Source organism: Rhizobium sp. Leaf384 (assembly GCF_001424065.1).
Lineage (GTDB): Bacteria > Pseudomonadota > Alphaproteobacteria > Rhizobiales > Rhizobiaceae > Ferranicluibacter.
The window spans coordinates 634862-658429 of the sequence record NZ_LMQE01000005.1 but is presented as its reverse complement, the minus strand read 5'-3'; the positions used below and the strand labels follow the sequence as shown (position 1 = coordinate 658429).

The 23568-nt window shown below is 64.7% G+C and carries 20 protein-coding genes; 12 read left to right on the top strand and 8 right to left on the bottom strand.

Going from position 1 to position 23568, the window contains the following annotated elements; translation table 11 throughout:
• Positions 1 to 347: 347 nt before the first annotated feature.
• Genes ASG25_RS11505 through ASG25_RS11495 form a run of 3 tightly spaced genes read left to right on the top strand, consistent with a single transcriptional unit; the run spans position 348 to position 3373 of the window.
• A complete protein-coding gene (locus tag ASG25_RS11505) occupies positions 348 to 1394 on the top strand; it encodes an XdhC family protein (RefSeq protein ID WP_062473620.1) in 1047 nt (348 codons plus the stop codon).
• Entirely contained in the window at positions 1391 to 3040 is a 1650-nt protein-coding gene (locus ASG25_RS11500) for a molybdopterin-binding/glycosyltransferase family 2 protein (RefSeq protein WP_062473619.1), read from the top strand. Before ASG25_RS11505 ends, ASG25_RS11500 begins: the two co-directional genes overlap by 4 nt.
• Positions 3041 to 3043: 3 nt before the next feature.
• Positions 3044 to 3373 carry a TfoX/Sxy family protein gene (locus tag ASG25_RS11495; RefSeq protein ID WP_062473616.1) on the top strand — a complete coding sequence of 110 codons (330 nt, stop codon included), beginning with the start codon at positions 3044 to 3046 and terminating at the stop codon, positions 3371 to 3373.
• Here ASG25_RS11495 and ASG25_RS11490 read toward each other — a convergent pair.
• The 5 genes from ASG25_RS11490 to ASG25_RS11470 form a co-directional block, all read right to left on the bottom strand.
• A complete protein-coding gene (locus ASG25_RS11490) occupies positions 3370 to 3813 on the bottom strand; it encodes an NUDIX domain-containing protein (RefSeq protein ID WP_062473613.1) in 444 nt (147 codons plus the stop codon). The genes ASG25_RS11495 and ASG25_RS11490 overlap by 4 nt on opposite strands.
• Positions 3814 to 3936: 123 nt before the next feature.
• Entirely contained in the window at positions 3937 to 5553 is a 1617-nt protein-coding gene (locus ASG25_RS11485) for a DEAD/DEAH box helicase (protein ID WP_062473611.1), read from the bottom strand.
• Positions 5554 to 5753: 200 nt separating this feature from the next.
• Positions 5754 to 7097: a M23 family metallopeptidase gene (locus tag ASG25_RS11480; protein ID WP_062473607.1), complete on the bottom strand. Its 1344-nt coding sequence runs from the start codon at positions 7095 to 7097 to the stop codon at positions 5754 to 5756.
• Between the two features lie 90 nt (positions 7098 to 7187).
• The gene (locus ASG25_RS11475) at positions 7188 to 7997 is read right to left on the bottom strand and encodes a ferritin-like domain-containing protein (RefSeq protein WP_062474522.1); all 810 of its coding nucleotides are present in this window, start codon (positions 7995 to 7997) and stop codon (positions 7188 to 7190) included.
• Positions 7998 to 8068: 71 nt separating this feature from the next.
• Positions 8069 to 8542 (bottom strand): peroxiredoxin, encoded by a 474-nt coding sequence (locus tag ASG25_RS11470; protein WP_062473605.1) that lies wholly within the window; start codon positions 8540 to 8542, stop codon positions 8069 to 8071.
• 334 nt (positions 8543 to 8876) lie between these two features.
• On the opposite strand from ASG25_RS11470, the gene ASG25_RS11465 reads away from it, so the two are divergent.
• Positions 8877 to 12341: a DUF3971 domain-containing protein gene (locus tag ASG25_RS11465; protein WP_062473603.1), complete on the top strand. Its 3465-nt coding sequence runs from the start codon at positions 8877 to 8879 to the stop codon at positions 12339 to 12341.
• A gap of 30 nt (positions 12342 to 12371) precedes the next feature.
• Here the strand turns inward: ASG25_RS11465 and ASG25_RS11460 are convergent, their stop codons facing one another.
• Positions 12372 to 12722 (bottom strand): alpha/beta hydrolase, encoded by a 351-nt coding sequence (locus ASG25_RS11460; RefSeq protein WP_062473601.1) that lies wholly within the window; start codon positions 12720 to 12722, stop codon positions 12372 to 12374.
• 69 nt (positions 12723 to 12791) lie between these two features.
• Complete coding sequence (gene tyrS, locus ASG25_RS11455) at positions 12792 to 14045, bottom strand: tyrosine--tRNA ligase (RefSeq protein WP_062473599.1); 1254 nt, start codon at positions 14043 to 14045, stop codon at positions 12792 to 12794.
• 123 nt (positions 14046 to 14168) lie between these two features.
• Between tyrS and ASG25_RS11450 the strand changes: the two genes are divergently transcribed.
• Positions 14169 to 15311, top strand: a complete 1143-nt coding sequence (locus tag ASG25_RS11450; RefSeq protein ID WP_062474519.1) for an anhydro-N-acetylmuramic acid kinase — start codon at positions 14169 to 14171, stop codon at positions 15309 to 15311.
• 204 nt (positions 15312 to 15515) lie between these two features.
• Here ASG25_RS11450 and ASG25_RS11445 read toward each other — a convergent pair whose 3' ends face one another.
• Positions 15516 to 16193 (bottom strand): alpha/beta hydrolase, encoded by a 678-nt coding sequence (locus tag ASG25_RS11445; protein WP_062473597.1) that lies wholly within the window; start codon positions 16191 to 16193, stop codon positions 15516 to 15518.
• 267 nt (positions 16194 to 16460) lie between these two features.
• Here ASG25_RS11445 and ASG25_RS11440 point away from each other — a divergent pair, with 267 nt between their 5' ends.
• The 7 genes from ASG25_RS11440 to sufA all read left to right on the top strand — a co-directional run bounded on the left by ASG25_RS11440 (position 16461) and on the right by sufA (position 23565).
• Entirely contained in the window at positions 16461 to 17627 is a 1167-nt protein-coding gene (locus ASG25_RS11440) for a cysteine desulfurase family protein (protein ID WP_062474517.1), read from the top strand.
• Positions 17628 to 17763: 136 nt separating this feature from the next.
• Positions 17764 to 19233 (top strand): Fe-S cluster assembly protein SufB, encoded by a 1470-nt coding sequence (gene sufB, locus ASG25_RS11435; protein WP_062473595.1) that lies wholly within the window; start codon positions 17764 to 17766, stop codon positions 19231 to 19233.
• A gap of 130 nt (positions 19234 to 19363) precedes the next feature.
• Positions 19364 to 20119 (top strand): Fe-S cluster assembly ATPase SufC, encoded by a 756-nt coding sequence (sufC, locus tag ASG25_RS11430; RefSeq protein WP_062473593.1) that lies wholly within the window; start codon positions 19364 to 19366, stop codon positions 20117 to 20119.
• 14 nt (positions 20120 to 20133) lie between these two features.
• Complete coding sequence (gene sufD, locus ASG25_RS11425) at positions 20134 to 21408, top strand: Fe-S cluster assembly protein SufD (protein ID WP_062473591.1); 1275 nt, start codon at positions 20134 to 20136, stop codon at positions 21406 to 21408.
• Between the two features lie 45 nt (positions 21409 to 21453).
• Positions 21454 to 22695: a cysteine desulfurase gene (locus ASG25_RS11420; protein ID WP_062473589.1), complete on the top strand. Its 1242-nt coding sequence runs from the start codon at positions 21454 to 21456 to the stop codon at positions 22693 to 22695.
• 10 nt (positions 22696 to 22705) lie between these two features.
• Positions 22706 to 23098: an SUF system Fe-S cluster assembly protein gene (locus ASG25_RS11415; protein WP_062473587.1), complete on the top strand. Its 393-nt coding sequence runs from the start codon at positions 22706 to 22708 to the stop codon at positions 23096 to 23098.
• Positions 23099 to 23172: 74 nt separating this feature from the next.
• Entirely contained in the window at positions 23173 to 23565 is a 393-nt protein-coding gene (gene sufA / locus ASG25_RS11410; protein ID WP_062473576.1) for a Fe-S cluster assembly scaffold SufA, read from the top strand.
• The last annotated feature ends 3 nt before the right edge of the window (positions 23566 to 23568 follow it).

The window sequence follows — 23568 nt, the reverse complement described above, 5'->3', positions numbered from 1 at the left end:
GGGTTTCGACGGGCCGGCCAGGGCTTCGACCGGATGTCGGACCCGCGAGCACGGGCACATCGCCCGCATTTCCGGCACGGTCGACATGCCCCGGCATGTTCGGCAATCCCGCAACCCGCGTCAAAGGAAAACAGCAGCCTGGCGACGACATGCCCATGTTTTCGCTGTCTTTGACGGAATCCACCGCACCTGACCGGTCCCGCGCGTGATCGATCGTCCGCCGTGGCCGATCTGTGGTCTGCCGGGAGGGCCGAGGCTGAAAACCGGGATGGACGCCCTATATGAGAGCCATTGCGGCATGGGGTCGCCTCGACCCGCGCGCCGGTTCCACAATCAGGGACATTTCCATGACACTCGATGCACAGGCACATGATCCTCTCCAGCTCGCGCAGGACTGGAACACGGCGGGACGGCGCGTCGCGCTGGCGACCGTGATCGAGACCTGGGGGTCGGCACCGCGGCCCGTCGGAAGCCATCTCGTCATCGATGCCGACGGGCATTTCGACGGCTCGGTCTCCGGAGGATGCGTCGAGGGGGCGGTGGTGGCCGAGGCCGCGGACGTGATCGAGAGCGGGGCAGCTCGGATCCTGTCCTTCGGCGTCGCGGACGAGAGGGCCTGGCAGGTCGGCCTCTCCTGTGGAGGACAGATCCGGGTCCTCGTCCAGACACTTGGCGGGGACATCGATGAAGCATCTCTTAGCCGGCTCAACACATTGCGCGCCACCCGGCATGCGGTGGTCGCCTGGACCGAGCTTGCCACGGGGCGCACGACCGTCTTCGCCGAGGGCGACAGCGCGCCCGATGAGGTCCGGACGGCCTTCTCCTCGGGAATCTCGCGGCTGTCCGCCGACGGAAGCTCCTTCGTCAACATCTACAGGCCGCCGCCGCGTCTGGTGATCATCGGCGCCGTGCACATCGCCCAGGCGCTGGTGCCGATGGCCGAGATCGCAGGCTTTGCCACCCTGATCATCGATCCGCGGACGGCCTTCGCGACCCCGGAGCGCTTCGCGGGCGTCGATCTCGTTGCGGAGTGGCCGGAAGACGTCCTGCCGGGTCGGCCGCTCGATGCCTATACGGCGGTGGCCGCCATCACGCACGACCCGAAGATCGACGATGGCGCGCTGAAGGCGGCGCTGGAGGCCGGATGCTTCTATGTGGGCGCGCTCGGCAGCCGCAAGACGCATGGGCGGCGGATCGAGCGCCTTCAGGCGCTCGGTCTGCCACCGGAGAGCCTGGCGCGGATATCGGCCCCGATCGGCCTTTCCATCGGGGCGGCGACACCGGCCGAGATCGCCGTTTCGATTCTCGCCGACATCATCCAGTCACTGCGGACGCGACCGAGCCCCGACAGCGTGGCTGTTGCGCACGAAGGCGCGGAAACCTTGGAAGCATGAGGTTCGGTCCCGTTCCTCTCAAGGAGGCAGAGGGCGCCGTGCTGGCGCATGCCGTGGCGCTTCCCGATGGGCGGTTCGCGAAGGGACGACGTCTCGCCGGCGCCGATCTTGCCGCGCTTGCGGAGATCGGCCTGCGCGAAATCGTGGTTGCGCGCCTCGAGCCCGGGGATATCGGCGAGGACGAGGCGGCAAGGCTGGTCGGAACGGCGATCGCGCCGGATCACCTGACGTTTTCGCCGGCCTCGACCGGCCGGCTCAACCTGCACGCTGCCGTCGATGGACTGTTCGTCGCGACACGGGAACGGGTGGACCGGTTCAACCGCGTCGATCCGGCCATCACGCTCGCCTGTCTTGCCGATCACGTGCCGGTGCGTGCGGGGGACATGGTGGCGACGATCAAGATCATTCCGTTTGCGGTGGACCGCCAGCGCGCCGAGAGGGCCGCGGCCATTCTCGCGGAGGGGCCCGCCTTCGCCGTCAAACCTTTTGCCGCGCATGACGTTTCGCTCGTCGCCACCCGGTTGCCCTCGCTGAAGCCGCAGGTGATGGACAAGACGCGCCGCGTCCTGGAAGACCGGCTGCGGCGCTCGGGGAGCCGGCTGACGAGCGAGGCGCGCGTTGCCCACCGGGCGGACGCCGTTGCCGAGGCCATCCGCACGGCCCTTGCCGAGCCCGGAGAACGACCGAGACTGGTGATCGTCTTTGGAGCCTCTGCGGTTACGGATGCGCAGGACGTCATTCCCGCGGCGATCCGCGCGGCCGGTGGCCGGGTGGATCACGTCGGCATGCCTGTCGATCCGGGAAACCTGCTGGTGCTCGGCACCATCGGCACGGTCAGGATCATCGGAGCCCCCGGATGCGCGCGCAGCCCGAAGGAAAACGGCTTTGACTGGGTGCTGGACCGGATCGTTGCGGGGGAGACCATCGGCGCAAGTGAGATCACGGGGATGGGCGTCGGCGGACTGCTGGCGGAGATCCCGACCCGGCCGCGGCCGCGTGCCCGCAGCGAGACGGAGGGACGGGATCATCCGGTCGAGCGTCGCCTCGTCGTGCGCACGGTCGTTCTTGCTGCGGGTCAAGCCAGCCGCATGGGGGTCGACGGGCATCATAAGCTGTTGGCGGAATTCGGCGGCGTGCCGCTCGTGCGTCGAACCACGGAGGTGGCGCTTGCCGCCAGCACGGGCCCGGTCACCGTGGTGACGGGCCACCGCGAGGCCGACATCCGGGCGGCGCTATCCGGGCTCGATCTCACGCTTGCACACAATGAGGATTTTGCATCCGGCATGGCCTCGTCGCTGATCGCCGGCCTGGACCACATCGGTGTCGAGCCGGACGGGATGCTGGTGCTCCTGGCGGATATGCCCGGCGTCACGCCTGAGGATCTTCGACGGCTGAACGCGGCTTTCGAGGACAATGCCAGCGAAGCCGTGGTGCGGGCCGTCCATCGCGGCAAGCGCGGCAACCCGGTCATTCTGCCGCGCGCGCTCTTTCCCGCGCTGCGCAAGCTCGAGGGGGACGTCGGCGCCCGGCATGTGATCGAGACCGGCAATCTTCCCGTCGTCGATGTCGATATCGGCGCGGCAGCCCATCTCGATCTTGACACGCCGGAGGCGATCGCGGCAGCTGGAGGCGTCTTGAAGGGGTAGTCGATGGACGCAGACGCGATCGAGGAACTGTTTTCCGGACTGGGTCCGGTGACGATCAAGCGCATGTTCGGCGGCAAGGGCATCTATCGCAACGGCCTGATCGTGGCGATCGACCTCAACAGCGAGCTGATGCTCAAAGCCGATCGCGACACGGCCCCTCTGTTCGAGGCTGCGGGCGCGCGCCAGTGGCATTACCCGGGCAGGGCCGGCAAGAAGCCGGTGTTCATGCCTTACTGGTCGATTCCCGATCAGGCGCTCGACGATCCCGATGAAATGACCCGCTGGGCGCGGCTTGCCTATGACGCGGCAGTCCGGTCGGCGAGTTCGGGCTAACGCGCCCGGATGGCCGAGATCGCATCGGCTGCAAAGCGCGAAAGGGGCGTGGGCAAGGCATCGAGATCAAACCATCCGATGTCCGCCAGCTTGCCCGGCTCGGTTTCCTGTGGATCGCCTGTCGTGTCGTGCGTGACATAGATGAGCGAGATCCAGTGCTGCCGGTCCTGCTCGAGCACCTGCTCGCTGACGCAGAGAAAATCGATCGCCGGACCGATGATCAGACCGCTTTCCTCCACGCCCTCGCGCCGCGCCGCAGTCCGGCTGTCCTCCATCAGGTCGACCTTGCCGCCGGTGATCGTCCAGTGCCCGCGCTCGGGCGCTTTCAGTCGCCGGCAGAGAAGGATTTGGTTGTCGCGCAGGATGGCAAGACCACAGCCGACGCCGGGAAAGTCGATGCCGGGAGACGCGGGGGAAGAGGCGGACGAGGGCAGGGACATCAAGGGCTCCTTCACGATCCCGGCGGGCTGACAGTGGTGTCGCCCTTTAGACGCGGACATTCCAAACGCAAAAAGCGTGGCGGTCGGGGACGCGCCACGCTTTTCCGATGGATCGATCGCCGATCAGGCCTTGCCTGCAACCAGCATGAATGCGGGGATCTCGTCGCCGAAGCCGACCGGGGTCGGGCCGTCGTCGTGATCGCGACGGTAGCGGTTGCGGCGGTCACGATTGTCGTCGTTCGCCGGAGACGCCGGGCGATGGTTCCGGGGGCCGGCGTTCTGCGGCTTCGGGTCTGCCTTGCGTTCTGCTCTCACGGGTTCGATCCTTGGCTGCGCCGATACGGTTTCGAGGGGAGTATCGTCCGTCTTGATGTCGGACATGTGACTGCTGGCCTTGACGCCGTCCGCTTTCGCCGCATCCGGCTTGTAGCTTTCGGCGCTGTAGCCATCCGGCCGCGTGCCGTATGGGCGCGGTGCGTCGGGATTGTGATCGACGACATGGCGGGGGGCATGATCGCGCTCCCGCTCGCGTCCTCGGCGCTTGCCGTCGCGGCCACCCTTCTTGTCGGGGCGACCGGACTCGGTGCTTTCCATCGGCGCCGGCAGGTCGTCGAGACCGCCATTGTGCCATTCGATCTTCTGGCCGATCAGCTTTTCGATCGCATCGGCAGCCTTCACATCGCGCCGGCTGACCAGCGTGAAGGCGGCACCCGACCGTCCGGCGCGACCCGTGCGGCCGATCCGGTGAACATAATCCTCAGCATGGATCGGAACGTCGAAATTGAAGACGTGGCTGACATCGGGAATATCGAGGCCGCGGGCGGCGACGTCCGAGGCGACCAGCAGCGTGATCGCATTGTCCTTGAAGCCGGCGAGCATCTTCGTGCGGGAGCTCTGGTCCATGTCGCCGTGAAGGGCGCCAACCGAAAAGCCGTGGCGGCTGAGAGAACGGAAGAGATCGGCGACATCGAGCTTGCGGTTGCAGAAGATGATCGCGTTCTTGAGTTCGTCCTGCGAGCGGATGAGATCGCGCAGGATAGCGCGCTTCTCGTAATCCTTGCCGTGGGTCGCGACGAAACGCTGCGTCACGGTCTTGGCGGTCGAGGAGGGCGGCGCGACCTCGATACGCTCGGGGTTCTGCAGGAAGCGGTCGGCCAGCTTCTGGATCTCCGGCGGCATGGTGGCCGAGAAGAACAGGGTCTGACGCGTGAAGGGAATGAGCTTTGCAATGCGCTCGATATCGGGAATGAAGCCCATGTCGAGCATGCGGTCGGCTTCGTCGATCACCAGGATCTCGACGCCGGTCATCAGCAGCTTGCCGCGCTCGCAGTGGTCGAGCAGGCGGCCGGGCGTGCAGATCAGCACGTCGGCGCCGCGTTCCAGCTTGCGGTCCTGTTCGTCGAACGAGACGCCGCCGATGAGGAGCGCGATGTTGAGCTTGTGGTTCTTGCCGTACTTCTCGAAGTTCTCGGCGACCTGCGCGGCAAGCTCCCGTGTCGGCTCGAGGATCAGGGTGCGCGGCATGCGCGCCCGGGCACGACCCTTTTCGAGAAGGGTCAGCATGGGCAGCACGAAGGAGGCCGTCTTGCCCGTTCCCGTCTGCGCGATACCGAGGATATCGCGGCGCATCAGCGCCGGCGGAATGGCGTTCGCCTGGATAGGCGTCGGGATCGTATAACCCGCATCGGTGACGGCGGAGAGAACTTTTTGGCTCAGGCCAAGATCAGCAAACGTTGTCAAAGGGAAATCTGTTTCCGTTCCGGTTCAAACGAACTCTGGTGCCGCGGGCCGCGCTCTCGAGGTCCGTCGTGGGCGCTCTTAGGCCTACGCTCGCGGAAAGTCAAGAAAACTGGCGCTTTGCGGCAATCGAGACGCTCCGAGACGGAAAATCCACCTCGGATACGCTGAATATGGGTCGGAATGGCGCGTTGGGAAGAGGCTCAGTCGATATAGGTGCTGAGCTTCATCCCGGCATTGAGGAAACGCATGGGGTCGACGGCATCGCCGTGCAGTCGGACTTCATAGTGCAGGTGGGGGCCTGTCGAACGCCCGGTGCTCCCCGAGCGGCCGATCACGTCCCCTGCCGTGACCACATCGCCGACATTGACGAGAATGGATGAGAGATGGCCATAGCGGGTGCTGACGCCGTTGCCATGATCGATCTCGACCATGTTGCCGTAACCGCCGTTGCGCCCGGCGACCACCACCTTGCCCGGCGCCGTCGATCGGACGCCGGTGCCGATGGCGACGCGGAAGTCGATGCCGGCATGCAGCGCGAGACGCCCGAGGAAGGGATCCATCCGGTTGCCGAACTGGCTGGTGATGTCGCTCTGCGGGGCCGGGTTGCTGAAGGGCAGCTTGCGGACTTCTCCGCGCACCTGTTCCAGACGAACGAGAGCCGTGTCGAGTTCCACCAGTTGCCGATCGAACACGTCCTTGGTCTCCGGGGCCACGTAGGGCCCGCCCATGCCGGTATCGTCGCCGCCCGACCGGATGTCGGCGTCATCGCCTGTCGCGCGAGCTCCTTCGGCGTCTGCCGGATCCGGCGTGACCGAAAGACCGGTGCGGGCGACGATCGTTTCGATCGCGTCCGTCGCGTTGATGGCGCCGGAGGTCAGTTGGGCGATCCTGTCCTTCTGCGAGCGCTCGATGTCTTTCAGCGAGTGCGTGACGCGCGAGAAGAGCCGGTCGGCACGGTCCGTGATCGTATCGCCGCCACGCGCATCGGCGCGGGAAAACGGCGCAGCATAGGCGAGCGCCGGCCCTTTCGGTGCGGTTTTCGCAGCGAGGCCCATCAGGCGTTCGATGGCCTGGATGCCGCCGGTTGCATCGGCATGCTTCTCCGTCTCGGTCTCGTCCTTGCCGGGATCGGCCAGGCCTGATTCCTCAGCGCGCCCGATGAGGGAGCCGAGTTTGCCGTGGCGCGAGGTCAGGGCCTGCTGCTGCTGAAGAAGCTTTTCGACCTTCTCCTCCACGACCTGCTGGTCGAGAAGCTGCCGGCTGGTGACGCGATCGACCTGGGCCCGCAGGGCGGAGATGCGATCCTCGTAATCGTGCTGCATGCGCGCCTGGCGCGCCATGGTGCCGCCGATGAGGTCGTCGCGCAGGACGAGATATGAGGTCGAAGCGAGATAGCCGACAGCAAACAGCGCGCCGATGGAGACGCCGACCGCGGTCATCCAGGGACGGACCGTCATATGATGGACTTTTTCGCCGCGGGCGAGGATCAGGATCGGCTGTTCCTTGCGCTTGCCGAATATCGGGCTTCCCGAACTCTGAGACACAATTCACTCCCGCCGCATGCACTTGCTGTGGGGAAGAGTAGACCTTGTTAAGGTTAATATTTGCTTGCTGCCGCTGCGATAGACCGGGCGTCAGATATTCACCGACGCGGTCATCGAGCGGTAGAAGGAGGGTGTCAGCCCCGCCTCGGCACGTGCGACATCGTTGAACGGTGCCTTGAGGGGGCCGCGGAAGTTGGCGCGCACGAGCTCCTGGAAGGTCCGGGCGGGATCCTTGCCCTCGCGGGCACAGAGAAAGCGAAACCACTTGGCGCCGACCGCGACGTGGCCCTTTTCGTCCTCGTAGATGATGTCGAGCACGGCGGCGCTTGCGTCGTCGCCGGACTGGCGCATCTTTTCCTGAAGAGCCGGGGTTACGTCGAGGCCGCGGGCTTCGAGGATGAGGGGAACGACGGCAAGGCGTGCGGTCAGGTCGTTGCGGGTGTCGTGCGCCGCCTGCCAGAGCCCGTCATGCGCGGGCAGATCGCCATAGTCTGCGCCGAGGTCGCGCAGGCGGGCCCGCACCAGCCGGAAATGCTTGGCCTCCTCGAAAGCCACCCGCATCCAGCCGTCGAAAAACGAGTTCGGGACGCGTTCGGTCGCGAAGCGGGCAACGATGTCGAGCGCCAGATCCACGGCGTTCAACTCGATATGGGCAATCGCATGCAGAAGTGCGATGCGCCCGCGCAGCGTGGTCAGCGCGCGGCGCGGCACGCGTTGCGGCGGAATGAGTTCCGGCCTCGCCGGGCGTCCGGGCCGGGCAGGGACCTCGGTGTCCAGCGGGGAGCGCAAAGACAGGCGCCGCTCGCTCCACCTCCGGGCGGCCTCCTGCGCCAGATCCGCCTTCCGGTCGAGATCGGCGGCGCGGATGGCGAGCGCCGCTCCATCGCGGAGCGAGCGCATGGCGAGAGACGCAGTGCTGCCACAGTCGGCGGACGACGCCTGATCCGTCGGGTCCGGCATCCGTGTTCCCGTCACGCGGCTGCGGCCTGCACGGCGGCGAGAACCTCCTCGGCGTGGCCGGGCACTTTCACCTTCTCCCAGACCTCGGTGACGATGCCGTCGGGACCGATCAGCACGGTGGTGCGTTCCACACCCATGTATTTCTTGCCGTACATGCTTTTCTCGGTCCAGACGCCATACGCCTCGAGCGTGGCCTTGTCCTCGTCGGCGGCGAGAATCACGGCCAGGTCGTGCTTGGCGACGAACTTGTCGTGCTTCTTCGCCGAATCGGGCGACATCCCGATGACGACGGCGTTGGCCGCCTCGAAGGCCTTGATATGGGCGGTGAACGCGATCGATTCAGCGGTGCAGCCGGTAGTGTCGTCCTTGGGGTAGAAGAAAAGGACGACTTGGCGGCCCGCCTGTTCGGCCAGCGAAACCGTTCCGCCGCCATCGCGCGGCAGGGTAAAGTCCGGGGCTTTGGCACCTTTGGAGATGACGGTCATGGGAGCTCCTGTTTCCAAGCGATTGTCCGCTATTTTCATCGATGCGGTGGTTTCGACTATTTGTCGCCTCACTTATATGGTGCAAGGCAACATGTCGTCATCCCCTCGGGTCACGACGGATGATCGACGGCGGATCGACGGCTCGCCTCCTCCATCCTGGTCATCGACATGCGCGGGCGAGGTCCACAGCGCGAACGCCGGGTTGCCGCAGCATCCGCCGACAGGCAGGATGCGCAAGGCGACCCACTGATTTGTTAGTATAGGCTTACGCCTCGAGCCACGGGATTTTGCCGAGAGATGCATTTTTCGACCTTTGCAGAGGCCGACACCGCTCATGAGTGAGATAAGGGGTGAGAAGACCGTCTTTCGCAAGGAAGACATCGTCGCTTTGCATTCGCTGCCATCGGCCCAGGCGCACGACCCCTGCATTCTGCATGGCACCACGCGTCGTCGCTGGCCGCGTCGATGCCTGCAGGGGCTGCTCGGCCTTGTCTGTCTCCTGATCCTGCTTGCTGCCGGCTTGGTGGTCGCGGTGGAGGCCGGCGGGATCGACCGGATCCTCAACGCGCGCGCCCAGACGGCGCTGAACAACGCGCTCGGCGAAGCCTATCATGTCGACGTCTCGAGCACCGTGGTTCGCCTGACGGGCGACGGGGCGCTGGCGCTGAAGGCGCAGGATGTGTCCCTCAAGCGGCGCGCGTCCGACGAACAGCTTCTGACCACGGAGTCCGTGTTCATCGAGCTCGATCCGCTCGCGCTTCTGTCGGGCCGGATTTCCGTGTCCCGGATCGAGGCCGAGGGCGCCCGTCTGGCGCCGGCCATCCTGCCGCAGGGCAAGCCGCTCGACCTCACGCGCGTGCGGATCGCCGACGTCAGCGGGGCGATGGAAGCGATCTTTGCCCAGATGGACACGATCTCGAGCCTGATCGCCCGCAGCGGCACGCAGGTTGTGCGGATCGCGGACGTGATGCTGCCGCTCTCCGGACCGCGCAACCGGGTGGTGAAACTCGACGTCCACTCGCTCGATTTCGCGCGCGCGGAAAACGGATCCATGACCATCCGCGGTGACGCCGCGATCGACGGAACGCCGACGGCGCTGCAGCTGACGGCCGACAGCGACAAGGGACGGATCGTGCGTCTCGGCGGGGCTTTGACCGGCCTGCCGACGTCGGCGCTGCTCTACCGTGCGGAAACGCAGACCGAGCCGCCGTTCGGGCTGGATACCAAGGCTTCGGTCAACCTGTCGGCCGTGCGCGGCGGCGCGGGCATTGCACCCGAACTCACCATGTCCGGCGCTCTCGACCAGGGGGCCTTCGTCGCAGGCGGCCTGCAGTCCGATCTTCTGCCGTCCGACGTCAACCTTGCCTATGATTTCGATCGCGGCAGCATCGAGGTCAAGCCGTCGACCGTCCGGCTCGGCGCGTCGGTCTTTCCCTTCAGCGGCGCCATCCGCGACATCGATTCCACGAGCGCCGCTTCCATGACGCCCGCCGCGACGCTCGCGGAGACCACGCCGCCGTCCGACCCGCTGTCGCTCGCCCTCCCCAAGGGGTTCAGCATCGATGTGCTGGTGCAGGGCGGAACCTCCGCGCCTGTCGACGTCAACGAACCACCGCTGACCTTCGATGCCAAGATCGCGGGCGACTTCCAGTCGGAGCGGCATGCCCTGCTGTTTCGCGAGCTGACGGTCTCCAGCAAGCTCGGCACCTTCGCCGGCTCCCTGTCGATCGCCTTCTCCAGCACATCGCCGCAGATCAACTTCGCAGGCCTGACCACGGACATGCAGACGGCCGGCATCAAGCAGCTCTGGCCATGGTGGGTGGGCAAGAAGGCACGCGCCTGGGTCATCTCGAACATTTTCGGCGGCGCCGTGAAAAACGGCAAGATCGAGGTGGCGATCGAGGAGGGGCGTCTCGCCGAGACGGCCGGTCCGGTCGAACTCGGGGCCGGCGAGCTGATGATCGATTTCGGTATCGATGGCGCGCGTGTCAATATTGCCGGCGATATTCCGCCGCTGCGGGACGCCACGGGGCACTTCAGTCTGCGCGGCGAACGCGCCGACGTGGATATCAACGGCGGGACCGCCTACTTCCCGTCCGGGCGAACGGTTGCGGTCAATACCGGCAACTTCATCCTGCCGAACACCTATGCCAAACCGCTGATGGCCGAGCTCAAGCTGCAGGTCACCGGCCAGGCGGATGCCATTGCCGAACTCGTCAGCTACCGGCCGCTGGAGGCCCTGCAGAAGACGCCGTTCAAGGCCGAGGACTTCTCCGGTCCGATGACCGCGGATGTGGGGGCGCGATTCGGGCTCGTCCGCGACCAGAACCCGCCCGCACCGGAGTGGCAGGCGCAGATGCGCCTCAACGGCGTCTCGCTGAAGCCGGCCATGGCCGGGCGGGCGATCTCCGACATCGACGGCACGCTGCGCATCGATCCTCAGCACGCCGTGCTCGACGCGAAGGCAGGCGTCGACGGCGTGACGATGAAGCTCGACGCGGTGGAACCGATCGGCGCGAACAGCCCGGTGAAGCGCAGCCGCACCGTTTCGGGAACCTTGTCGGAGGGTGCGCTGGCGAAATTCGCGCCGGGACTGAACGGGATCGTCGACGGTCCCGTCGGTCTGGACGTGGACCTGCAGGACGGCGACCGGCAGGTGGTCAAGGTCGACCTGGAAAACGCCAGCCTTTCGCTTCCGTGGATCGGCTGGAGCAAGGGACCCGGCGTGGCCGCCACATCAAGCCTGTCGGCCATCACCAAGGACGGGGTGACGTCGATCAGCGACTTCAAGATTGCCGGCGAAAGCTTTGGAGCAGGCGGGTCGATCACGATCGACAAAGCGGGTCTTGCGGCGGCCGACCTGACCTCCGTGCGTCTGGCGGCCGGCGATAACTATGCGGTTTCGGTCAAACGGCAGAAAAGCGGCTACGGGGTGATCGTCAACGGAAGTTCGGCCGATATCCGATCCGTCATCGACAGCCTAAAATCTCCCGGCAGCAAGGGCGACGTCTCGCAGGCTGCCGCCAAGCGCGTGTCGATCGATGCATCGCTCCAGAACGTGCAAGGCTTTCATTCCGAAACGCTCTCCAATGTCGACCTGTCCTATGTCGCGCGCGGGCGGGCCATCGAGGGGCTGAAGCTGAAGGCCGTGACGTCGACCGGGCAGGCCGTGGTCGGCGATCTCGTGAGTTCCGGCGCCGACAACATCGTGCAACTGACAAGCGGAGACGCCGGCGCCCTGGCGCGGTTTGCCGATATCTATGCCAACATGCGCGGGGGTCTCCTGAATCTGAAGCTCCGCGATCGCGGGGGCAACTCCTGGCGGGGGACGCTCGACCTGCGCAAATTCGCGCTCGTCAACGAGCAGCGCCTCCAGTCGATGGTGTCGTCCCCGTCGGGATCCAACGGCCAGAGCCTGAAGGAGGCGGTGAAGAAGGACATCGACCTGAGTTCCGTGAAGTTCGAGCGCGGGTTTGCGAACCTCGCTCTCGACGGCGGTCAGATCGCGCTCGACAACGGCGTCGTACGCGGCAACGACGTCGGCGCCACGTTCCAGGGCGTGGTGCGCGACCCCAACGGCAAGATCGACATGACCGGCACGTTCATGCCGGCCTATGGGCTCAACCGTCTTTTCAGCGAACTGCCGCTGATCGGCACGCTGCTCGGAAACGGCCGCGATCGGGGCCTGCTCGGCATCACCTTCAAGCTCACCGGCTCGTTCGCCAAGCCGAACCTGACGATCAATCCGCTCTCGATCATCGCCCCCGGCGTGTTCCGCAACATCTTCGAATTCAACTGAGGGCCATTCCCGAAGGCGTGGCACCTCCATTCACTGCGAGGACCTTCCGAGATGGCTGTCGAAGAAGCGCTCGATCTCCTGGTTGACGTCTCGGTGAAGAGCGGCGCGGTCGATTTCGGGACGATCCGTGCAGAGGGCGGGGGTTTCGCGCATCGCGTCCTCCGTGCATGGCGCAAGAAGGGTGAAATGACCGGCATTCGCCATGATATGCAACTCGGCCCGGCCTTCGAGATCGCGCGCGAGCGCCAACCCATTGGCCTCGGGCGACAGCGCCTCATCCTTGTCACCGACGAAAACCGCAAACGGGGCCGTGACAGGCCGGCGCGCTTCCGCTGAAGACATGACGCTCGACGGTGCGAGAAGCGGCAGACGCATGCGCATGCTGTGACCCGATGCCAGATTGATCGTGGCATCAGGTCTATATGCGAAATGTCTTATAAATATGACAGCTCACGCGGGGCGGACGAGGATGTGCTTCTTCTTTCCGAGGGACAGCTTGATCACGCCGTCGCTGGTCAGTTCGCCTATGCCGATGGACGTGCGCTCGTCGGAGATGGCGACATCGTTGATGCGGACGGCGCCACCCTGGACATGGCGGCGTGCTTCGCCATTGGAGGCTGCAAGGCCCGAACGGACGATCAGCGTGAGCAGGCCGAGGCCCGCCTCGAGCTCGCCCGCGGGAATGGTGATCGACGGCAGGTCTTCCGCCAGCGCGCCTTCCTCGAAGGTCTTGCGTGCGGTTTCAGCGGCAGCCTCAGCGGCCGTGCGGCCATGCAGGATCGCGGTCACTTCCGTCGCCAGCGTCTTCTTCGCCTCGTTGATCTCCGCCCCGCCGAGCGCCGCCAGCCGGGCGATCTCGTCCATCGGCAAGGTCGTGAACAGCTTCAGGAAGCGGCCGACATCGGCATCCTCCGTGTTGCGCCAGTACTGCCAGAAGTCATAGACCGGCAGAAGGTCGGCGTTGAGCCAGATCGCTCCGGAAGCGGACTTGCCCATCTTCGCGCCGGACGCGGTGGTGAGCAGGGGCGAGGTCAGCGCGTAGAGCTGCTGCGTTCCCATGCGGTGGCCGAGGTCGATGCCGTTGACGATGTTGCCCCACTGATCCGAGCCGCCCATCTGCAGGCGGCAGTCGTACCGCTTGGCCAGCTCGACGAAGTCGTAGGCCTGCAGGATCATGTAATTGAATTCGAGGAAGGACAGGGACTGCTCGCGGTCGAGCCTTGTCTTGACGCTGTCGAAGGAGAGCATGCGGTTGACGGAGAAATGGCGTCCCACGTCGCGCAGGAATTCCAGATAGTTGAGCGGGCGCAGCCATTCGGCATTGTTGACCATCAGTCCCGCATTCCCGGGCTTGTCGTAGTCGATGTAATTGGCAAAGCAGCGCTTGATCGAGGCGATGTTCTCCTCGATCGTTTCCACCGTCATCAGCTTGCGGGCTTCCTCCTTGAAGGAGGGGTCGCCGACCATGCCCGTGCCGCCGCCCATCAGCGACAGCGGCCGGTGGCCGGTTTCCTGCAGCCAATGCAGCATCATGATCTGCGTGAGATGCCCCACATGCAGGCTGGATGCAGTCGGATCATAGCCGATATAGGCCGTCACGACCTCTTTCCGGAAGAGCGCGTCCAGCCCGCTCTCGTCGGAGAGCTGGTGGATGAAGCCGCGCTCGTCGAGGGTGCGGAGGAAATCGGACGTGAACCTGGACATGGCGTGAACTCTTTAATCTGGCGGAAGCCGGGCCTTTAGCATTGTTTTTTGCGAAGTGCATCCGTCTCGGTCATGAATGTTGCCGACAAGGTCGCTGGATGCGATTCGGGCGGAGAGAGCGGCATGGCGATGGTGAAGACGGCGATCGGGCTGATGAGCGGCACCAGCATGGACGGGATCGACATCGCCCTGCTGGAGACCGATGGCGAGGCCGTCGTGCGTCGCGGCCCCTCTCACGGGCTATCTTACGACACGGGCTTCCGGGACCGCTTGAAGGCGGCGCTCGTCATGGCCCAGACGATCCGGCAGCGGGAAGAGCGCCCGGGAGATCTCGCAAGGATCGAGCGGGATTTGACGCTGCTGCACGCCGTTGCCGTTCACGACTTCCTGCATGCCAACGGGCTGAAGGCCGGCGATATCGACGTGATCGGCTTTCATGGGCAGACGATCCTGCATCGGCCGGATGCGGGGCTGACCGTTCAGATCGGGGACGGGACTCTCTTGGCGGCGGAGACGGGCATCGACGTCGTCCACGACATGCGCGCTGCGGACATGGTGGCGGGCGGACAAGGCGCGCCCCTCATTCCGGTCTATCACCGCGCGCTTGCCGCAAACCTTGCGAGCGACCTCGAAAAGCCCGTGGTGTTCGTCAACATCGGGGGCATTTCCAATGTGACCTATGTTGGCGAAGATGGAGATCTCTGCGCCTTCGACAGCGGTCCGGGAAACATGCTGATCGACCAGTGGGTGGAAGCGCATGGCGGCGGCACCTTCGACACGGGCGGTGCGATTGCGGCGTCCGGCGCCATCGTCCCCGACCTCGTCGCCCGCTATCTCAATCACGCCTTCTTCAAGGACAACCGGCGCCGCTCGCTCGATCGCGGCGATTTTGCGCCGCCGGCGATGGGAGAGGTCTCGCTGGCCGACGGGGCGCGAACGCTGGCGCACGTGACCGGCGCCGCCATCCTCACCTGCGCAAGACACCTGCCGGTCGCGCCGAAGACCTATATCGTTTCGGGCGGCGGCCGGCTCAATCCTGCTATCATGAACGACTTCGCAGCGCTGGCGGCGGCACGTGACGCCCGGGTGCTGTCGTCCGATATGGTGGGGCTTGATGGCGGGGCGATGGAAGCCGAGGCCTGGGCCTATCTCGCCGTGCGCTCGCTGCGCGGGCTGCCGCTGACGTTTCCGGGAACGACAGGTGTGCGCGCGGCGGTGAGCGGGGGTGTTCTCTCGACGATGGACGGCGTCCGGGATCCGGCCTGACCTTCAGGGTGTCGGACCGGGGGAGCGCCGCGCCGTAGACCTTGTCGTCCGCGCGCGGTTTTTCCGAACCCGCATCGGCGCTCCGCGGGCGAAGGCCGCGACGAGCCGCGCTGATGGTCGTCCCGGCGTCGGCCGCCGCAGCGACAGCTCCGAGAGCCGCCGCACAGGGATCGATCCGGCTCGGTCTCTCCTTGCGCGAGCCGTCTAGCGGATGCGCTTTGCAGCGGGCTCCGGCGTCAATTCGCCGTTCAGGCGACGGTCGAGATAGTCTTCGCATTCGCCCATCAGCGTGTCGACCTGGCCGTTGAAGAAATGGTTGGCGCCGGGCACGGTGCGGTGGGTGATCAGGATGCCCTTCTGGGTCTTCAGCTTTTCGACCAGCGTGTTGACGTCCTTCTCCGGCGCCACCTTGTCGACATCGCCATTGATGATCAGGCCGGACGACGGGCAGGGGGCCAGGAACGAGAAGTCGTAGGTGTTGGGCTGCGGAGCAACCGAGATGAAGCCCTCGATCTCCGGGCGCCGCATGAGCAGCTGCATGCCGATCCACGATCCGAAGGAATAGCCTGCGACCCAGCAGCTCTTGCTGTCGGGGTGCATGCTCTGCACCCAGTCCAGCGCCGAAGCGGCATCCGACAGTTCGCCTGCGCCATGGTCGAACTCGCCCTGGCTGCGGCCGATGGAGCGGAAGTTGAACCGGAGCGTCGTAAAGCCGCGCTTCTGGAACATGTAGAAGAGCTGATAGACGATCTGGTTGTTCATCGTCCCGCCGAACTGGGGGTGGGGGTGCAGAACGATCGCAATCGGCGCATTCTTCTGCTTGGAAGGCTGATAACGGCCTTCCAGTCGGCCAGCGGGTCCGTTGAAGATGACTTCGGGCATTGGGTCTCCGGCGTGAGCATGGTTCCAAGTTGCGGATAAGACAGCCGAGCAGTCTTGACGAAAGCACTCAGCTTTTCTAGAACCAGTTTAGAACCATTCAAAACTTGGCACGGCCTGCGTGCCGGTGTCGTCTCTTACGGCAAGCGCAGCGAAAACTTCAAGGAAAATGCGGTGCCGGCCTCGGTTAAGATGGGCCGGCCTGCGCATTTGGCAAGAACACGTCCCGGCATGCACGAGCTTGCGCGGAAGAAGGTACAGGCGGTCGATATGACCACGACGCGGATCTACATGGACTGGAACGCAACGGCGCCGATGTCGGCCACCGCGCGCGATGCGTTCCTGACCGCGTTCGACCTGACCGGAAACGGTTCATCGGTCCATGCGGAGGGTCGCCGCATCAAGACGCTGATCGAGGGTGCGCGACGGGATGTGGCCGCGCTCTGCGATGCCGAGCCTGCCTGCGTCACCTTTACGAGCGGCGCGACGGAAGCGGCCAACATGGTTCTGACGCCCGATTTCCGCATGGGCCGGACGCCGCTTCGCATTGGGCGGCTCTACGTCTCCGCGATCGAGCATCCTGCGGTGCGCGAGGGCGGCCGGTTCCCGAAGGATCGCGTCCACGAACTTGCCGTCACCCCGGCCGGAACCATCGATCTCGATGCGCTCGATCGGGCCTTGGCGGATCATCCGAACGGGGAGGGCCTGCCGATGGTGGCCGTCATGCTCGTCAACAACGAGACGGGTGTGGTCCAGCCGATCGCGGCGGTGGCCGCCCGTGTAAAGGATGCTGGCGGCTTGCTCGTGGTTGATGCCGTCCAGGCGGTCGGCCGTATCCCGGTGTCGATCGCAAATCTCGGTGCGGATTTCGTCATTCTGGCGTCGCACAAGATCGGCGGTCCCAAGGGGGCGGGTGCGCTGGTGGCGCGCGGCGAGGTTTTGATGCCGCAAGCGCTTATTCATGGCGGCGGCCAGGAGAAGGGCCATCGCTCGGGCACCGAAAACCCGGCAGCCCTGGCCGGCTTCGGCGCTGCCGCGCGTGATGCGAAGGCGGCGCTCGACAGCTATGCCGCCGATGTGACGGCGTTGCGTTCCCGGCTCGAAACGGCGATGCGCGATGCCGCGCCCGACGTTCTGATCCACGGCGCGAACAGCCCGCGCGTTGCCAACACCACTTTCTTCAGCCTTCCCGGCCTCAAGGCCGAGACGGGACAGATCGCCTTCGATCTCGAAGGGGTCGCCCTTTCCGCCGGCTCCGCCTGTTCGTCGGGCAAGGTCGGCCAGAGCCATGTGCTGATGGCGATGGGGGCAGATCCGGCGCTCGGCGCGCTGCGTATCTCGATCGGGCCGACGACGACCGTCGACGAGATCGACCGGACCATCGATGTCTTCGCCCGCATTGCCGGGCGACGCCGCCTGAAGAGCGCGGCCGCATGAAGAAAGCGTGCGAAAGCTGAATTTACGGATCCGGAAAGGGTGAAACTGCCCGATCGATCCATTACATGAACGGCACGACACGATCGTGCCCCACAGAGGGCCGGATCCTTGACATCCGGCAAGTCGGGAGAATGACATGGCTGCCGTGCAGGAAACAATCGATCAGGTAAAGCTGATCGACGTTGACCAGTACAAGTATGGTTTTGAGTCGATGATCGAGATGGACAAGGCTCCGAACGGCCTGTCGGAAGAGATCATCCGGTTCATTTCCGCCAAGAAGGACGAGCCCGACTGGATGCTCGAATGGCGCCTCGAGGCCTATCGCCGTTGGGTGACGCTGACCGAGCCGGACTGGGCGCGCGTCAACTATCCCAAGATCGATTTCAACGCGATCTCCTACTACGCTGCGCCGAAAAGCACGCCTGGTCCGACCTCGATCGACGACGTCGATCCGGAGATTCTCAAGATCTACGAAAAGCTCGGCATTCCCCTGCGCGAGCAGGAGTTGCTTGCCGGCGTGAAAACCTCGAAGATCGCCGTCGATGCCGTGTTCGACTCCGTCTCGGTGGTGACGACGTTCAAGGAAGAGCTGAAGAAGGCCGGCGTGATTTTCATGTCGATCTCGGAGGCCATCCGCGAGCACCCGGATCTCGTAAAGAAGTACCTGGGAACCGTCGTCCCGACGACCGACAACTATTACGCCACGCTGAATTCGGCGGTCTTTACGGACGGCTCCTTCGTGTTCATTCCCAAGGGCGTTCGCTGCCCGATGGAACTGTCCACCTATTTCCGCATCAATGAAAAGGGCACGGGCCAGTTCGAGCGGACCCTGATCATCGCGGAAGAGGGCGCCTACGTTTCCTATCTCGAAGGCTGCACGGCACCCCAGCGCGACGAGAACCAGTTGCACGCGGCCGTGGTCGAGCTTGTCGCGCTCGACGATGCCGAGATCAAGTATTCGACGGTCCAGAACTGGTATCCCGGCGACAAGGACGGCAAGGGCGGCATTTACAACTTCGTGACCAAACGTGGCGATTGCCGCGGTGCGCGGTCGAAGATCTCGTGGACGCAGGTCGAAACCGGCTCTGCGATCACCTGGAAGTATCCGTCCTGCATCCTGCGCGGCGACGACAGCCGCGGCGAGTTCTATTCGATCGCGGTGTCGAACGGCCACCAGCAGATCGATTCGGGCACGAAGATGATCCATCTCGGCAAGAACACGTCGAGCCGCATCATCTCCAAGGGCATCGCCGCCGGCGTGTCGCAGAACACCTATCGCGGCCAGGTGTCGGCGCACCGCAAGGCGACGAACGCCCGCAACTTCACGCAGTGCGATTCGCTTCTGATCGGCGATCGCTGCGGCGCGCACACGGTGCCCTACATCGAGGCGAAGAACTCGACGGCGCAGTTCGAACACGAGGCGACGACCTCCAAGATCTCCGAGGACCAGCTGTTCTATTGCCTGCAGCGCGGTATCCCGGAAGAAGCGGCGATCGCGCTGATCGTCAACGGCTTCGTGAAAGAGGTCATCCAGGAACTGCCGATGGAATTTGCGGTCGAAGCGCAGAAGCTGATCGGGATCTCGCTCGAAGGGTCCGTGGGCTGATCGCCCGACCACGGGCTTGAACGATCGCGGCCGACCCAAGGGCCGGCCGCCCTCGTCGCGAACATGAATGGAACTGAACGATCGACCGTCTGCAGGACAGGTCGGTACCGTCGTACGAAAGAGTGGACCAATGCTTGAAATCAGAAACCTCCATGCCCGGATCGCCGAGGACGGGACCGAGATCATCCGCGGGCTGAACCTGACCGTAAAGGCCGGCGAAGTTGCCGCTATCATGGGGCCGAACGGCTCGGGGAAGTCGACGCTGTCCTACATTCTTTCGGGTCGCGAAGACTATGAAGTCACCGAGGGCGACATCCTCTACAATGGCGAGAGCATTCTCGAACTCGACGCTTCCGAACGGGCAGCCAAGGGCATCTTTCTCGCCTTCCAGTATCCGGTCGAGATCCCCGGCGTTGCCACCATGCAGTTCCTGAAGGTGGCGATGAACGAGCAGCGGAAGTATCGCGGCGAGGAGGAGTTGAAGACTCCCGATTTCATCCGCCGGGTGAAGGAAGCCGCCGCCGAGTTGAAGATCAATCCCGACATGTTGAAGCGCCCGTTGAACGTCGGCTTCTCCGGCGGTGAGAAGAAGCGCGCCGAGATCCTGCAGATGGCCCTGCTCGAGCCGAACCTGTGCATCCTCGACGAGACCGATTCGGGGCTCGACATCGATGCGCTGAAGATCGTGTCCGATGGCGTCAACGCGCTGCGGTCGCCTGATCGTGCCGTGATCGTCATCACGCATTATCAGCGCCTGCTCGAATACATTGTCCCGGACACGGTCCATGTCCTGTACAAGGGCCAGGTCATCAAGACCGGCGACAAGTCGCTGGCGCTCGACCTGGAAGCCAACGGCTATGCCGACATCATCGGCGCGGCGGCTTGAAGGAGCGTTTGCTCATGAACATTCAAAACACGATCACCCGGACGGCCGCCGAGCAGGCGCTGCTCGAGGCGTACGGCCATCAACTGAGCGATCTGCCCGGTGACGGCGCCGTTCTCTCCGCGCGGGACACGCTTCTGTCCGATCTGAAGGATGCGGGCCTGCCGACGCGTCGGCTGGAGTCCTGGCATTACACGGACCTGCGCGCATTGCTGCGCACCGTGCCGGCATTCGACGGATCGGCCTTTGCGGAGCCGGTCGAGCCGTTGGCCGTAGGCTCGGCCGTTCTGACCGTCATCAACGGGCATGCGGATGCCGGGCAGGCGCCCGAGGGCCTTCACGTCAAGCGCTACGGCGAAAGCCTGCTGGACGGCACCGCGGCCGGGGATCTGGTCGAGCGGAATGCGGAAGATGCCATCGGCCGCATCAATGGCACCTTCGTCCGCGACGGGTTCGAGATCGAGATCCTCGAGGGAACCGTTCTCGCGCAGCCGCTGGAGCTCCAGATCGTGCAGGGCGCCGGCCAGAGTCACAGCCGCTTCCCCGTGACCTTTGGCCCCAGATCGAAGGCGACCGTGATTGAGCGGCATCTTTCGGTCGACGGCCGGCCGAGCCTTGTTTCCTCCGTTTCCGACCTTATCGTCGAGGACGGTGCCGAGGTGACCTGGATCCTGCTGCAGCAGCAGGGCGCGGAGGACACGCATCTCGGACAGCTCAACTTCGAGCTCGGCGAAAACGCGTCGTTTCGGCTGTTCGTCATCAACGCCGGCGGCAAGCTGGTGCGCCAGGAAGTGCACGGCGTGGTGACGGGCGAAGGCTCGGATTTCAAGCTGCGCGGCATCAACCTGATGGGTGGCGACACACTGACGGACGTGACCTTCACGCTGGGCCACGACGTGGCGAACACGACCTCCACCGAGATCATCCGCAACGTTCTGTTCGACAAGGCGCGTGGCGTGTTCCAGGGACAGATCCGGGTGGCGCAGGACGCACAGAAGACCGATGCGAAGATGGCGTGCAACACGCTGCTCCTGTCGGACGATGCGGACTTCGCCGCAAAACCGGAGCTGGAGATCTTCGCGGACGACGTCCAGTGTGGCCACGGTGCCACCGTGATCGATCTTAACCCAACGCATCTCTATTATCTCCAGGCGCGCGGGATCCCGGAAAACAGGGCACGCGCCATGCTGGTCAACGCTTTCGTGGACGAGATCGTGGAAGAGCTGGAAGACGAGGCGCTGATCGAGCCGCTGGAGCTCATCATCTCCGAATGGCTGGCGCGGCACGCCTGATCGCATCGGGCCGGCGCTCGCACCGAGGCAGAAAGCAGAGGCAACATGGACCAGACGGTCTCCCCACAGGCATATGACGTCGAGCGGATACGACAGGATTTTCCCATCCTGTCGCGGACCGTCTACGGCAAGCCGCTCGTCTATCTCGACAATGGCGCGTCGGCCCAGAAGCCGCAGGTCGTCATCGATGCGATCAGCCACGCCTATGCCAACGAATATGCCAACGTCCATCGTGGCCTGCATTTCCTGTCGAATGCTGCGACCGATGCGTATGAACTGTCGCGCGAGAAGGTGCGGCGCTTCCTGAACGCGGCTTCGGTGGACGAGATCGTCTTCACCAAGTCCTCCACCGAGGCGATCAATACGGTCGCCTATGGCTGGGGCATGCCGAAGCTCGGTGCCGATGACGAGATCCTCATCTCGATCATGGAGCACCACTCCAACATCGTGCCCTGGCATTTCATTCGCGAACGGCAGGGCGCAAAGTTGGTCTGGGCGCCGGTGGACGATCAGGGTGCCTTTCATATCGATGACTTCGTGAAGTGCCTGACGCCGAAGACGAAGCTGGTCGCGATCACGCACATGTCGAATGCGCTCGGCACAATCGTCGACGTCAAGGAGATCTGCCGCATCGCGCACGAGCGCGGCATTCCGGTTCTGGTCGATGGCAGCCAGGCGGCGGTGCATATGCCGGTCGATGTCCAGGACATCGACTGCGACTGGTACGTCATGACCGGCCACAAGCTCTATGGTCCGTCGGGGATCGGCGTGCTCTACGGCAAGAAGGACCGGCTGGCGGAGATGCGCCCGTTCATGGGCGGTGGCGAGATGATCATCGACGTCAGCGAGGACGCCATCAGCTACAACGAGCCGCCGCATCGTTTCGAGGCCGGGACGCCACCGATCGTGCAGGCGATCGGCCTCGGGGTTGCGCTCGACTATATGGACGGCGTCGGACGCGACAGGATCGCGCAGCACGAAGCCGGTCTGGCCGCCTACGCGGCAGAGCGGCTCCAGTCGGTCAACGCTTTGCGCGTCATCGGACAGGCGCCGGGCAAGGGCGGGATCTTCTCGTTCGAGATCGAGGGCGTTCATGCCCACGACATCTCGACGGTGATCGATCGCTCCGGGGTCGCTGTGCGGGCCGGCACGCATTGCGCCATGCCGCTGCTCAAGCGGTTCGGGGTGACGTCCACCTGCCGGGCGTCGTTCGGGCTTTACAATACGCGCGCCGAAGTTGACGTGCTGGTCGCCGCGCTGGAAAAGGCGCGGACATTCTTTGCGTGAGGATACGAGCATGACAGCTGAAACCCAGGCCGAATCTGCCGGCGAGACACAGGACGCCCGCGACGGGATCGTTCAGTCCGCCATTCCGCCGGAGGAACTGGCGCGCCTTTCGGACGACGTGATCTCGGCACTGAAGACGGTCTATGACCCCGAAATTCCGGCCGACATCTACGAACTCGGGCTGATCTACAAGATCGACATCGAGGATGACCGCATGGTCAAGATCGCCATGACGCTGACGGCGCCCGGTTGCCCGGTGGCCGGTGAAATGCCGGGCTGGGTCGAGAACGCCGTTGGCGCGGTCGAAGGCGTGTCGGGCGTCGAGGTCTCGATGACCTTCGACCCGCCGTGGACGCCCGACCGGATGTCCGAAGAGGCGCAGGTCGCTGTCGGCTGGTATTGATCGCCGGGCAAGAGGGTCTTACATTCACATGCGAAGCACTGGGCCTTGAACCCGGATGTTGCAGGGAGATTTCCATGGGTTTTGCGGTCATGAGCCTGTCCGACGCGGCTGCGCAGCGCGTCAACGCCATCGTTGAACATGCGGGTGGCGAGACGAAGGGCATCCGGCTCTCCATCAAGAAGGGCGGATGCGCCGGCATGGAGTATGCCGTCGATCTCGTCACCGAACCCAATGCCAAAGACGATCTGATCGAGCATGCCGGCGCGCGGGTCTGGGTCGCACCGGAAGCGGTCCTGTATCTGCTCGGCACGCGCATGGACTTCGAAGTCACGAAGATGCGCTCGGGTTTCACCTTCAACAATCCGAACCAGACCTCGGCCTGCGGCTGCGGCGAATCGGTCGAGTTGAAGCCCGCGGATCTGGCAGCGCTCGCCGCCAAAGGCGATGCCGTCGTGCGGGTCGGCTAAAGC

Bases quoted from the DNA above. Each gene is read 5' to 3' on its own strand.
- ASG25_RS11505 (WP_062473620.1), top strand. From the start codon at position 348: ATGACACTCGATGCACAGGCACATGATCCTCTCCAGCTCGCGCAGGAC.
- ASG25_RS11500 (WP_062473619.1), top strand. From the start codon at position 1,391: ATGAGGTTCGGTCCCGTTCCTCTCAAGGAGGCAGAGGGCGCCGTGCTG.
- ASG25_RS11495 (WP_062473616.1), top strand. From the start codon at position 3,044: ATGGACGCAGACGCGATCGAGGAACTGTTTTCCGGACTGGGTCCGGTG.
- ASG25_RS11490 (WP_062473613.1), bottom strand. From the start codon at position 3,813: ATGTCCCTGCCCTCGTCCGCCTCTTCCCCCGCGTCTCCCGGCATCGAC.
- ASG25_RS11475 (WP_062474522.1), bottom strand. From the start codon at position 7,997: ATGCGCTCGCTCCGCGATGGAGCGGCGCTCGCCATCCGCGCCGCCGAT.
- ASG25_RS11470 (WP_062473605.1), bottom strand. From the start codon at position 8,542: ATGACCGTCATCTCCAAAGGTGCCAAAGCCCCGGACTTTACCCTGCCG.
- ASG25_RS11465 (WP_062473603.1), top strand. From the start codon at position 8,877: ATGAGTGAGATAAGGGGTGAGAAGACCGTCTTTCGCAAGGAAGACATC.
- ASG25_RS11460 (WP_062473601.1), bottom strand. From the start codon at position 12,722: ATGCGCATGCGTCTGCCGCTTCTCGCACCGTCGAGCGTCATGTCTTCA.
- tyrS (WP_062473599.1), bottom strand. From the start codon at position 14,045: ATGTCCAGGTTCACGTCCGATTTCCTCCGCACCCTCGACGAGCGCGGC.
- ASG25_RS11450 (WP_062474519.1), top strand. From the start codon at position 14,169: ATGGCGATGGTGAAGACGGCGATCGGGCTGATGAGCGGCACCAGCATG.
- ASG25_RS11445 (WP_062473597.1), bottom strand. From the start codon at position 16,193: ATGCCCGAAGTCATCTTCAACGGACCCGCTGGCCGACTGGAAGGCCGT.
- ASG25_RS11440 (WP_062474517.1), top strand. From the start codon at position 16,461: ATGACCACGACGCGGATCTACATGGACTGGAACGCAACGGCGCCGATG.
- sufB (WP_062473595.1), top strand. From the start codon at position 17,764: ATGGCTGCCGTGCAGGAAACAATCGATCAGGTAAAGCTGATCGACGTT.
- sufC (WP_062473593.1), top strand. From the start codon at position 19,364: ATGCTTGAAATCAGAAACCTCCATGCCCGGATCGCCGAGGACGGGACC.
- sufD (WP_062473591.1), top strand. From the start codon at position 20,134: ATGAACATTCAAAACACGATCACCCGGACGGCCGCCGAGCAGGCGCTG.
- ASG25_RS11420 (WP_062473589.1), top strand. From the start codon at position 21,454: ATGGACCAGACGGTCTCCCCACAGGCATATGACGTCGAGCGGATACGA.
- ASG25_RS11415 (WP_062473587.1), top strand. From the start codon at position 22,706: ATGACAGCTGAAACCCAGGCCGAATCTGCCGGCGAGACACAGGACGCC.
- sufA (WP_062473576.1), top strand. From the start codon at position 23,173: ATGGGTTTTGCGGTCATGAGCCTGTCCGACGCGGCTGCGCAGCGCGTC.